This is a genomic window from Prevotella sp. MGM1, assembly GCF_002933775.1.
Taxonomy (GTDB): Bacteria; Bacteroidota; Bacteroidia; order Bacteroidales; family Bacteroidaceae; genus Prevotella.
The window spans coordinates 1-13,350 of record NZ_BEWV01000214.1 but is presented as its reverse complement, the minus strand read 5'-3'; the positions used below and the strand labels follow the sequence as shown (position 1 = coordinate 13,350).

At 46.1% G+C, this 13,350-nt stretch carries 5 protein-coding genes, 1 tRNA gene and 1 pseudogene; 5 read left to right on the top strand and 2 right to left on the bottom strand.

Annotated features, from left to right (window positions below; all coding sequences use genetic code 11):
• Window positions 1–704 precede the first annotated feature (704 nt).
• Window positions 705–3,296, bottom strand: coding sequence for an endonuclease MutS2 (locus MoGM_RS11225; RefSeq protein WP_104370142.1), 2,592 nt, complete (start codon window positions 3,294–3,296; stop codon window positions 705–707).
• A 242-nt stretch (window positions 3,297–3,538) separates the two neighbouring features.
• Here MoGM_RS11225 and MoGM_RS11220 point away from each other — a divergent pair, with 242 nt between their 5' ends.
• The gene (locus tag MoGM_RS11220) at window positions 3,539–9,328 is read left to right on the top strand and encodes a C10 family peptidase (RefSeq protein ID WP_104370141.1); all 5,790 of its coding nucleotides are present in this window, start codon (window positions 3,539–3,541) and stop codon (window positions 9,326–9,328) included.
• 17 nt (window positions 9,329–9,345) lie between these two features.
• Complete coding sequence (locus tag MoGM_RS11215; RefSeq protein WP_158249604.1) at window positions 9,346–9,519, top strand: hypothetical protein; 174 nt, start codon at window positions 9,346–9,348, stop codon at window positions 9,517–9,519.
• Between the two features lie 114 nt (window positions 9,520–9,633).
• Here MoGM_RS11215 and MoGM_RS12830 read toward each other — a convergent pair whose 3' ends face one another.
• Window positions 9,634–9,849 (bottom strand): hypothetical protein, encoded by a 216-nt coding sequence (locus MoGM_RS12830; RefSeq protein WP_146078728.1) that lies wholly within the window; start codon window positions 9,847–9,849, stop codon window positions 9,634–9,636.
• Window positions 9,850–10,067: 218 nt separating this feature from the next.
• On the opposite strand from MoGM_RS12830, the pseudogene MoGM_RS11210 reads away from it, so the two are divergent.
• From MoGM_RS11210 to MoGM_RS11195, 3 genes and pseudogenes are all read left to right on the top strand, one after another.
• Window positions 10,068–12,344: pseudogene (locus tag MoGM_RS11210) on the top strand (outer membrane beta-barrel family protein).
• Window positions 12,345–12,357: 13 nt separating this feature from the next.
• Complete coding sequence (locus MoGM_RS13520; RefSeq protein ID WP_104370137.1) at window positions 12,358–12,447, top strand: cysteine peptidase family C39 domain-containing protein; 90 nt, start codon at window positions 12,358–12,360, stop codon at window positions 12,445–12,447.
• Window positions 12,448–13,081: 634 nt separating this feature from the next.
• Window positions 13,082–13,166: transfer RNA gene (locus MoGM_RS11195), tRNA-Ser, on the top strand.
• The last annotated feature ends 184 nt before the right edge of the window (window positions 13,167–13,350 follow it).

Here is a 13,350-nt window from a genome sequence, read left to right as displayed (position 1 = left end):
CAGAGCACGTGATTTGTAATCTCGGGGTCGTTGGTTCGAATCCGACAAGAGGCTCTCACGAAACATGCACAGCCGCGAACCGATTGGTTCGCGGCTGTTTTCTTTCTGGGGCTTCATTCCATGCATGGTTCTGTTTGCGGCCATTATTCGATATAGCCATTGATTGTTTTACATATTGCGTGTCTATGTCTTACTATTGTTTCCACATGGATTTTTTTATGTTTCGGCATAGTTGCGTCAATGGAATAAGTAATAAAAAAGTCACGAATTTAACATGTTGTTTTTTCGTGAAATAGAAAAATAACACGATACACATCACTATATACACTGCGATAGCATGTTTTTTTCAAGCGGATAAAAAGCCGGATATTCTGCATTCGGACGCTTGTTGGCTGCCATTCGGTATCCGGTTGCGATACGTTCGGCAGCTCGTTGGAAGACAACGGGCATCTAAATGCAGGCCAACGGGTATCTTATTGCCAAGAGTGTTGGCCGCTTAGATGACAGAAATGGTGCCTATGTCGGACCGGATGAGCGTATGGTATTGATTTATAGCGAATTATGTAAAACGGTGAAATGCGGCGGAATTTCCGGCCTTCGGGATTGTTGTTTTGCGACAATCGAAATATAAACGGCTTTTTGTAAATAAAAATCCGAAATGTCATGATTGCTTACAATCGCTACATTTCGGATTTTTCATGATGTTATTCTATGTCCACAACAGTTATTCCGGCTCCTCCGAACTGTACGTGCTCATCTCTGAAAGACGTGACGTTTGGTATCGTGGCGAGATACTGGCGGGTTAGTTGCCGCAGCGCTCCCGTACCGGTGCCGTGCAATATGCGCACCCGGCTCATACCAACGAGTATGGCGTCGTCTATGAAATACATCACGGCATTGACGGCCTCATCGGCCCGAAGTCCGCGGATGTCGAGATCCTGTTTGAAGTTCAGTTTGCGGTTGTCGATGGTCTCACGTGTCTGCCGTCCTACCGTGGCGTAAGTATTGGCGGCCTCTTTCTTAGGCGTGTCTGCCCGTTCGAGCCTGTCTGCCCGCATCTTAGTGCGCATGCCGCCGCCGAAAATCACAGTAGCCATTTTGCCGTCTACGGCCTCTATGCTGCCCACGGATGTCAGTCCCTTTATTCTCACGGTGTCGCCGACGTTGAATTTGGTGGTCTCCGGCTTGGTTTTCAATGCTGTCTTGCCGTCGGCCGGTGATGCTGTCGAGGAGCTTGCGGCATCCGAGGTGTCGTTTTTCCCGGCGTTCTTTCGCTTTTTTTCCTCTCGCCGTTTTTTACGTTCCTGTATCTGCCGTATTTTGCGGGCGATCATCTCATCGTTTGCCTTGGTGTCGATTTCGCTTACCTCGTCTTTAAACGCGTTCAACTCTTCCCTTATCCTTTTTGTCTCTTCTTTCTCTGCTTGCTTTTCCTTTATCTCGCGTATGGTGTTTTCTATCTTGCGGTTGCTGTCTCGCAGCAGTTCCTCGGCCTGTTCTTTCGCGCGTCGCAGAATGTCCTTGCGGCTTTGTTCGAGTTCCTTTATGTCGCTCTCATATTTGGCTATACGCTGTTCGAGTGACTTCTCGTGCTGGTGTATGGTCTGCCGCTTGTTTTCCCAGTATCGTTTGTCGCGCACTATGTCTTGGAGATACTTGTCGCTTTGTATGTAGTCTGAGCCTACAATCTCAGAGGCATCTCTTATCACTTCTTCCGGAATGCCGGTCTTTCTGGCTATCTCGATGGCGAATGAGCTGCCGGGCTGCCCGATGGCGAGCTGGAACAGTGCCCGCATCTCGTGCCGGTCGTAGAGCATGGCTCCATTGACAACACCCTTGTGGTCTTCGGCGAAGTGCTTGAGGTTCTGGTAGTGTGTGGTTATTATTCCGTAAGCCTCTTTCTTGCAGAACTGTTTTAGTACCGACTCCGCTATCGCCCCGCCAATCTGCGGCTCGGTGCCGCCGCCAAACTCGTCTATCAGCAGCAGTGTGCGCGGATTGGACTGTCTCATCATGTTCTTCATATTCGTAAGATGGCTCGAATAGGTGCTGAGGTCGTTCTCTATGCTTTGCTCGTCACCGATGTCTATCATGATGTTCTCGAAAACTCCTGTTCTCGATCTGTCGCCGATGGGTATAGACAGTCCGCATTGAAGCATATACTGCAGGAGTCCCACGGTTTTCAGGCATACCGACTTGCCTCCGGCGTTTGGTCCCGATATTATCAGTATGCGCCGGTCGTGTGTCAGTGTGATATCGAGAGGGACCACGGTCTTGCCCTGCTTGTCGAGAGAAAGCCGCAGTATGGGGTGTATGGCTCTGATCCAGTCTATATGCGGGCGCGAGCCTGTCTCCGGCTCGAAACCTTTTATCAGGTTTGCCAGTTCCGCTTTTGCCCTTATCAGGTCTATGCGGGCCATAAAACGGTATGAATGCAGGATTTCGGCCACGTGAGGACGTACCGTTTTGGCGAACTCGGTGAGTATTCTTATTATTTCCCGTCGCTCTTCGGCTTCGAGTTCTCTAATCTTGTTGTTCGCCTCAACTACCTCGGCAGGCTCTATGAAGACGGTCTTGCCGGTGGCCGATTCGTCATGCACGATACCCCTTATTTTCCGTTTCATACCGGGGGCCACGGGGATTACGAGCCGTCCGTCTCGCAGTGTCGGAGTCACATCCTTTTCCACGAGACCTTCGCTCTGTGCCGAGCGAAGTATGCTGTGCAGTGTCCGGGATATGCTGCCCTCTGTACGTGCCAGGTTGCTGCGGATATCGGCCAGTGCCGGTGACGCGTTGTCTTTTATATGGCCGAACTTGTCGAGTATGGCGTCGATGCGTCTGACGAGTTCCGGAAATGTCATCACGTCGTTAGTCAGGCGTTGCAGGGCGGGGTAGGAGTATGTGGCGGCTTCTCTTTCGTTTTCATGTCCTTTCTCCTTGCCGCTGCCGGTCTCTTCATCTTCCGATGACAGGAAGCGTACGATGTTGTATATTGTGTCTAACGAGCGTTTGAGGTCAAACAGCTCGCTCTCTTCCAGATGAGTGCCTTCGAGGCGCAGACGGGCCACCGACTCTCTCACGTCAAAGAAATATTGAAGCGGGAAGTTGTCTTTCTCGGCCTGTATACGGCGGAACTCCCTTACCTGGCATAGCCACTCGTTTATCGTTTCCGCATCGCAGGATAATGACATCTTGTCCACCATCTCCTTGCCAAGCGTGCTTAGACACCGCTGCCTGAGCAGGTTTCTGATTTCGTCAAATCCAATCTTGCTTTCAAAATTATTCGGATAAATCATGCTGCAAAGTTACTTAATAATTATTTTATAACATTATGTAAATGTAATAAAGTAATAATAATGCCTGATAAACGGATTTTTTCTTAAAAGAACTTTAAATTGCTTGATTTGTATTTCATTATGTCGTTTTAACGCGTGAAATGTTCAAAAGATTTTAATATGTGCCGCCATGTATGATGGTTATTTTTTCTTTTTTATTAATTTTGCGCCCGATTTTAGGATAAATATCAAATTTAAGGAAAATGTTTAAAAGATTTATTGTTGGATTTGCCATACTGGCACTGTTTTCCTCGCAACCTTCGAGCGCGAAGAAAATAAGTGTTTCCCAGGCTAAGGAGACCGCGTTGAGGTTTTTGGGGAATAATGGCGTAAGACGTGCCCCCGGGTTCGTGGCAACTAATGAATTGTCTCATAATGAGACAGTGACAACACCTTATTATTATGTATTCAATAAGGGAGAGAACGAAGGATTTGTTATCGTCTCGGCAGACGATGCTACCGTGCCTGTGATTGGTTTCTCGGACAGCGGTAAGTTTGACTATGACAGAATGCCGGATGCGATGAAATGGATTTTGTCTTCGTATGAGAGACAGATCAAGGCATACTCTTCCAGAACAACAACAACGGAAGACAACACTGCCGGATATGGTGCGGTGAAGCGCAGGGTGCTCTCTCGCAACACGGCGGAATGGAGCCAGGAAGAGCCTTTCAACTATCTTATTCCCGGACGTAAGCTTGTGGGATGCGTTGGTGTGGCAATGGCAACGATAATGCAATATTACACTTATCCTGAGGCTGGAAAGGGCAGTCTGGACGGTGTTGACTTCAATCATACATACGACTGGGCCAACATGCGTACAGACAACTACCGCAGCGGTTACACGACCGCACAGGCCGATGCCGTGTCGCGGCTGATTGCCGATGCGGCCCAGAGCATACAGACTAATTTCGGTTTGTCGGGAAGTAGCGCCAGCGAGGTGAGAGTACCGGCCGCTTTGGTTAAATATTTCGGATACGATGCGGGAGTGTCGTACAAGAAAAAGTCTGAAATGACACAAAAGGCATGGGAAGAACTCATTATGAAAGAGATAGACGCAGGTCGCCCCGTTCTGTATAGCGGACAGGATGTGTCTGTAGGCCATGCCTTTGTTTGTGACGGCTATGAAATGCGTGGCAGTCAGCCCTATTTCCGTATGAACTGGGGATGGGGGGGTATTGGTAATGATATATTCCTTGTCTCGAGCCTTACGCCGACCACGCAGTCGGGTAACAATTGGAATTTCTCTGAGCAGGCCACGGTCATATATAACATCAAGCCGGCGGAGAACAGTATTGTATGGTCGTCGGTTCAACTCACGAGCGACGAAAAGCAGGTAGGTATGACTTCTGATAAAGAGTCGGTCGGTGCCGGTGACAGTTTCACCGTGCGTGCGGGCGCGTTCAAGAATGTATCTTATGATAACTTCTCAGGAAAGATGGCCGTAGCCTTGTTCGCCTCTAACGGAGCGTTCAAGACATTGGTGTCGCCCGAGTATAACTATAGCCTGGCGGCTTTCCAGATAGACAAGACATACTATCGTGATTTTAACTGTACTGTGCCGGCAGGGACAACGGTCTCTTTGGGCGACATGTTCCGCATGGTTACGAAAGCAACCGGAGAGAATGACTGGAAACCGATGACCGGCGGCTCCCTGACTACGAATGCGATAGACGCGATGGAAAACAATATCGCTTATTTCACCGTGACCATGCCCAACTCACTGGCAGGGGCGACTATCGAAGGAGCGGCCGACAAGGTGATAAAGGGTCGTAGCTACTCTTTCCGTGTGGTACCGGATAATGCGGATGACGTGGTGACGGTAAAAGCCAACGGATACATTGTGTCCGGGGCAAACGGTTTCACATACACGCTTCCTAACGTGATAGAAGATGTGGCACTTGATATATATGTTCAGAATGCCGCGGATGTGAAGCGGAGCAAGACATTGTGGGTGTCGAGCGGAATGTTGGAGAAATCGTTGACCGAAGAGGAATGCGGAACGGTGAAAAGCCTTACTCTTTTCGGTACTATAGACGTGCGTGATATTGATTTTATCCGCGAGAAGATGCGTGTAGACTCTCTTGATTTGTCGGGTGTGAGCATTACCGCTAACGGTACAAACGCTGCCAATGCAATCCCGGCACGTGCGTTCCGCCGTTACGGCACACTGAAATCTATAAAACTGCCGGCAGGTATAACCCGTCTTGGCAGTAGCGCTTTCGAACTCACCGCACTGTCTGAGGTGGAGATTCCGGCATCAGTGTCTACATGGGACTATAATGTGTTCCTGAACTGTGCGGGCCTGTCAAAGGTTACATCGAGACGCCGCACTCCCGCGTTTATCAACTGGTGTGTATTTGTCGGTACTCCGCGGACGCGGCTCATTGTTCCTACCGGAAGCTCGGCTCTGTATAAAGCGAAAGAGAACTGGAAGGACTTCAAGGACGTCATAGAGGAAGATGCGGCTCCGGCAACATCATACAAAGTGATAATGCAGGATGTGGAAGGTGTGAAAGTGACAACCCTTGACGGAGCTTTGCCCGAGATGGCACCCGGCGGCAAGTATCGCTTTACTGTAGAGACAGACGGCCGCTACAGCGACTCCCGCATGACCGTATATGCGAACACGGGCAAGCTGACGGCCGTGAACGGAGTATATGAGGCCACGATAAACGCAAACACGCTTATCCATATAGACTTTGCCGAGCCGGCAGCCAATGCGGGAGTGTCTCCCTGGAAGATAACATCGGCAAAAGGCGGTGTGGGCATGGTGACGGACGTGATCAATGTGATGCCCGGAAAGACATTCTCAATACGTGTAAACGCGCTTGACATTCCTAAGGGCGACTCTTTCAAGAGCGGTCTTGCTTATGCGGCAGTACTTACCGATAAGGACGGTCGTATAAAGGAGGTGATATCTCCTGAGGTATCCAATCCATACGATAATACCGGTATATTGCCGGCTACTTTCACCTGTTGCGTAAAGGAGTCTAACGTGGTCGAAGGCAACTTCGTGCGTATAGCCACTTCCACGAACATGAAGACATGGAAGCTTGTGGATGGAACGGACGAAAGTGTAAAGGCCATGATACCTGCAATAGGCAATGAGGTGATTTACCATACGGTGAACATGCCGGGCGAGATAGAGAAAGCCGTAATCACAAACGCCGCGACGCAAGTGGTGCATGGCGGTGACCTGACTTTCTCCGTAAATCCCAAACTGTCTACCGATAGGGTTTATGTGTCTGTGAACGATAAGGAATATGTGGCCGGTGAGAAGTCTGCTACAGTGAAAATCAATAACGTCAAAGAGGACCTTGACGTGACGATTTCAATATACGACGAGAACGAGACTCCGTACCATACATATAATATATATGCGGGCCAGTTGGCAGCGAAGATGCCGGAAAAGCCTGTGAACAAGAATGTGCGTCTGGTCGGCAAAATGAATGCCCAGGATTTTGAGACTATCAAAAAGTATTCCACCGCTATCACGGCATTGGACCTTTCCGATGTAGAGATTGTCGGCGATGGAAATATGGCAAATACTCTGCCTGCCCAGGCTTTCGCTCCTAACGGAGTCATGGATCGCTGTGCCATCAAGAAAGTGATTTTGCCCAAATCGTTGAAACGTATAGAGGCAAGCGCGTTCTACCGTGTCATGTATTTGACGGAAATAACCATACCTGAGAATGTTGAATATATAGGTGTGAATGCTTTTACCACTTGTGTGTCATTGAAAAAGGTTATTTCATTATCTGCCGATCCCAAGCCGCTTTCGAACGGAGACCCGTTCCCCAACCCGGGAATGTCAAAGAATATAACTTTGGAAGTGCCGCAAGGTAGTAAGTCGAAGTATGAAGCTCTGTCATATTGGAACTTATTCTCGACTATAAATGAAATAGTTCCCACTTATACGATTATCTATGAACCTGAACGTGCGGAGCCGTATAACATAACGACAAACACGGATAAGATTGAGGCGGGAAAGACTGTTTCAATGAAAGTGAAAGTACATCCTGATTACAACAATGGCAATCCGGTCAAGCCTGACCAGAAGTATAAGGTCTATTTGAACGGAAAACAACATCCGGGCGATGGTTGGGCAGAATATAATATGTGGGATGTTACTGTCAACAGTGATGTTCATTTTGATGTAGTGTATTTCTATGACGCGAAAGTGACGGTTCCGGAGAATATCACGGTAGCCGCTGTGGAGGGATACAGCCTTACGGATATTAAGGAAGGTAATGACCTTAAGTTTACCGTTACAAAACCTGAGAACGGTGAGATGACTGTTAAGGTGAAGATAAACAGAAGCGAGACACCCGCGGACGAGAACGGTGTTTACTCATTGGAAAACATCCAGGAGAATGTGGAAGTGAATGTGTCGGTAGTTCCGGTGAACGGAGCGACACTGACGGATGAAGACATCAAGGTGATCGCTACCGATGAGGTTGCCGACATCACGGATGTGAAGTTGGAGGGTGAAATATCCGACGAGACATTTAACGCTATTCGTGAAAATTTCGAAGGATTGGAAAATGTAGACCTCAGTGGCATTGCAAACTCTTCCATACCGGAGAATGCATTGAGCGGTTTGACAAATCTTGTGAATGTGGACATACCGGAAACGGTAACGGCAATAGGTAATAATGCTTTCGCCGGATGTTCTAACTTGGAGTCGCTGACGCTTTCCAATGTATCGGAAATAGGTGAAGGTGCTTTCACCGGATGCGACAACCTGACAAGTGTGATAATAAACACCCGGAGTTCTGATGTGAATGTAAGAAGATCGCCCGGCCGTGCCAATGCTCCGGCTGTTGCGGGTATAAGTGAGTCTTCATTTGCCGGTGCCAACCCCAACTGTCTGGTATTTGTCATGGACGGTGTGGCAACAGGTGAGAATATTATCGCCAATAAAGGCGGTGAGGCCGGATACGTGGCTACCGGAAATGTACGTATGAACGCTGGATACGCATTCTCTACTCCGAACGAATTTGCGATGGATGGCAATGATATCATAATGGAGCGTGACTTCATTGCTGCCGACAAATGGAACGGCATAACATTGCCTTTCGCCATGAGTGAGGAACAGATAGCGTCGGTGTTCGGTGAAAAAACGCTTGTGGCCTCTCTCGACACCCTATCCGGAAATACTTTGTTCTTTGATGTGGATACTAAGGCTATAGAGGCCAACAAACCTTATCTTGTCAGGGTTTCTGATATTAAGGACAGCTATGTGTTCAAGGCCGGTGAGGTATCTTCGGTTCAGGCTGAGATGGTGGAAAGCAGACAGGATGTTGAGTTTGTCGGCAGCTATTCGCCTGTGACATTGCAGGACGGAGAGTATTGCATATCCGACAATGCCTTGCATGAGGCTTCTGGAAATACGGTAGGTTCGTTTGCCGGATATTTCCGTATGGCAGCAGGCGGCGAATACAATCTCTGTCCGGGATACGCAAAGACCGTATTTAATGAGTCGGGATTTGCCACGTTCAGTGCCGATCGTGCCGTTAGCGTACCACAGGGTGTTACGGTTTATTCATCGGAACTTTCGGAAGGCAAGATTGTCATCAGACCGACAGAAGCAAAGATTATTCCGGCAAATACCGGTGTAATCATCGGCGGGGCCGGTGAGGCAGGTTTCTCGGTGGCTGCGGAAGAAGGTACGGCGATACAGACTGTATTGACTGCCGCTCCCTCAGGATTTGTTTCAGACGGAAATATCTATGGATTGAAGAAAGACGATGCTGTGTTTGCTAAAGTTGAGAGTGGAACGGAAATAGCTGCGCACACAGCTTATCTCAGACTTGCGGATAGCGAGGTGAAATCTATAAGGATAGTGCTCGGTGACGATACAACAGGTATAGACGCGATAGAGAATTCTGTTTTATCGGGTAATGCTGTATACAATATTAATGGACAGCGTATGTCTGTCTTGCGTAAAGGTATTAATATTGTGAATGGAAAGAAAGTGATAATCAAATAACATTGAAACTTATGACAATGAAAAAGAAATATGTCCATCCTGAGATCATCGTGATCGAAATGCTTGCGGAGAGCAGTATCTTGGCCGAATCGATATTTGAAGTCGAAGTAGACAGTGATACAACGTTGCCTGGAAGCGAGTTTAACTCAAAAGACCATGGATTCAGTATTTGGGATGATGACGATGAATAAAGGTCGGTAGTTGTTTGACGGCAAAATATAGTCGTTAGACCAATTTACCGAAGAAAATATAAGTAAAGCATAAAGAGCGGTTGTATGATAGATGCAATCGCTCTTTTTAATTTGTTATCTCACCATGCCAATCTGGTTTAAGAGTATTCCATTGTCACAAACTGTCGTATGCAATTTTATGCCTGTCGTAAATGTCTGAAGGTCACCACGACTGACAACGGCTGCAAGTATCCTACCCGTCAGTACATAAATATAACTGCCGTGATACACGTCAGAGGCATGGATGACATAGTCGTTTACTTCGCATAAGCTTACATGCTTACAGTTCATGGCGGAAGGGGCATCGTGAATGTAAAAAAGCTTATTAGGCAGTACAGACCCAAGAAGTCTAATTCCAATGATTTTTCTACAAATACATAAAGTATCTAACGGAAAAAATGAACCTCCGGTATCGTAAAACCCCAGTTTTTCAAATCCAAAGAACGCATTCTACAAATATATTGCTAATTTTGCACTTGACAGTTTAAGCGTCATTAACTATTAATTTAATGAAAAAGTATTTGGTTTCTATTCTTATGCTCACACCTTTTTTCAGTTGGGCACAATCCATTACAGGTACGGTGGTGGATAGTGATGGACAAAGTATCGCATTTGCCAATGTAACCCTGTGTCAATCGTCGGACAGCACGATTATAACTGGTTGTACGAGCGATGAGAATGGGAACTTTTGTTTCGCAACGGAATGCACAGGGGGAATGTATCTGCGCATTTCGTTTGTCGGTTACAAGACAAAATTGGTGGAATTAGGAACGTCTCCTATTCGTGTCACATTGGAATCCATAATGTTGAATGAAGTTATTGTGGTTGCCCGGAGGAAACTTTATGAGCAAAAAAACGGTGAAATTATTGCCAATGTGAAAGGAACTATATTGGAGACATATCCCAAGACTGCCGATGTTATTGCACAGTTGCCATTTGTCAGTAGCCAGAATGGTATTTTCACGGTCTTTGGAAAAGGTTCTCCTGCCATTTATATTAATAACAGGCTGGTGCAAGACCTGAAAGAATTGGACCGGTTGATGCCGTCCGAGATAAAAAACATAAAAATAAATACAATGCCGGGTGCAAAATATGATGCTACTGTCGGTGCCGTTATCCAAATAATTACAGAAAAAGCGCAAGGAGAAGGTTTGAGTGGAACCTTGCATGCTGGTTCAAAACGTTCCGAACGCTGGTCTGCGGAAGAATTTGTATCACTTAACTACCGACACAAAGTTTGGGATATATTTGGCTCTGCTTATCTGATACAAAGGTGCCGGCAAATCGACATGAAAGCCAATCAGCAATTGAGTGTAGCGGATGCGGTGCATGGGGTGGGTTACCAAGAAGAGGAAAACGTGAGATCCGACCGATTGGCAGCGGTTGGTGGCATAAACTACAATCCGAACGAGAATATTTCCGCAGGTGTGCAATATGTATACAATCATTCGACTTGGAAAAACGATATGCTCAACAATATCAGCCATACCGTGAATAATGAAATGGAGGTTAAGCAACAGCGGGCATCATCCGATAGGCCAGACCATACACACAATGTCAATGCGTATTTCAGCGGTACCTTAGGAGGTAATCTTTCTTTGGATTTCAATCTTGATTGGGTGAAAGGGAATGAAAGGGACAATATGCATTCGTGGTTTCAAAATGACGCATCTGGGGATGTCAATACGGTCAGTACCCGCCGGTACGGTTATTATGCGTCGAAAGGTATTCTGACTTACGCTAACAAGTATGTGAACCTGGAAGGAGGGGCGGAATATTCATACACAGACATGACTCAGACTTATGCCATCGACAACACTGCGCTTGGCATCAATAATTCCGAGGATGTTACCAAACAGAATCGTTGGGCATTGTTTGTTTCAGCCAAATCCCAGGTCGGCAATTGGGGATTCGGAGCCGGAATGCGTTATGAGGATATCGATTTCGACTATTACAAGAACAAGGCATGGAACAAGGAGCAATCAAAAAAATATCATAAGTTGTTCCCAAACCTTTTTGTGAACTATTCAAAGGGGAACATGCAAGCTACATTAAGTTACGAACGAAAAATCAAATATCCTTCTTATAGTGCATTGAGAAGCAATATACAATACAGTTCCCCTTATGTGTATGAAAGCGGCAACCCCATGCTCCTGCCGCAAATGTAAAATGATTTTACCTGCATTTTGGGCTATAAGGATATCAAGGCCATGTTGGGTTATACCCTCTATGAGGACTATATGACCCAGGTGGTGGAACTGTATGATGGAAACCCGGTTGCTTTGATGAGACCCGACAATATGAAAGACGTGAAGAGTCGTTTTATTGCTTTCAGCTACACTCCGACTATAGGCATTTGGCGGCCAAACTTCGAATTGGGTGGGCAATGGCAAGATTTCAGTTTGTCGGATAAGACGTATGACAAGCCCATTTTCAAGATTCGCTTGAACAATTCGTTATCATTTCCCCATCAATGGTTTCTTACAGCCGGTGTAGGTTGGCAGTCGGAGGGAAACTCTGGCATCTATCTGCTCAAGTCGTCCTTACAAACGAATGTCAATATAGCCAAGATGTTGTTCGACAAGAGGATGTCCGTTTCTCTAATGGTAAATGATATCTTTAAAACAGATAAGATCCAATGGAGCATAAATCACAGTCATATTGTGTTTGACTATGACAAAAACAGCGATTCACGTTATGTGCAATTGACTATACAGTATAATTTCAACGCGACAAAAAGCAAATATAAAGGTGGTTCTTCCAGTGATGAAAAGCAACGATTGTAAATTGTAAGGGATTATGGGGTTTAAATTTTGCAGACAACGTGACAGTATGTCCTGTGGTGTAGCATGTTTACAAATGATTTGTAAACATTATGGGATGATATAGATTAACGCAGACTATCAAACCTGTGTGTTCTCACAAGTGAAGGTGTTTCATTATTAAGTTTAATCAAGACTGCGGCTCAACTGGGATTAAATTCAACTTCAATACAAAATTTTGCACTTTGATTTGGAAGCGACAGAAACTGCAAATATGGGGAAGGTCTGAAGCTCCCAAATAGAAACGCAATGCTTTTTGTGATGGCTTAGCCCTAAATCTATGAAAAACAAGCTTCGTCCTAAGCGGTTGGGATGCAAAGTCCCCTCCCCAGGAGCGTTAGACAGCAATATAAAAAAGAAAGGGAGACCGAAATCTCCCCAATATTAATTAACTTTGTATTGCACATGTCAAATTAACTAACCTCGGAGAAAAGGTACGAAATTTACCTTGGAATCAAGCGGTATTGGAGAAAAAGTCGCAGCGTAGGAGGAATAGGTATGAGTCTTTATAGTCCCGATAGCAAATGTAAATTTGCCTAACTTTGTATTTGCTGTCGGACTCTACATTTTCTGTTTGAATCTACACATATGAAAGAAATAGAAACTATAGAATAAAAAACGCTTGAAAAATTTGCAAGTTTAAATAAAAAATATTACCTTTGCACTCGCTTTTAAGACATCATCGCATGTCTCTCAGGCAAGGAGAGATGGTAGAGTGGTCGATTACAGTAGTCTTGAAAACTACCGTACCGAGAGGTACCGGGGGTTCGAATCCCTCTCTCTCCGCTGAACGAGCTGGACAGAAATGGTCAGCAAACGGACAAAAAGCTACAAATCAATGATTTGTAGCTTTTTTTATTGCCCGAAAGTCCTGCTTCCAAGACTTCAAAAGTACGGTAAAAGAGGGTCAGCGGATTTTTTCGGGTCAGCGGATTTTTCCGGTGGGCGGGAGAGAGTATCAAGAGTATAA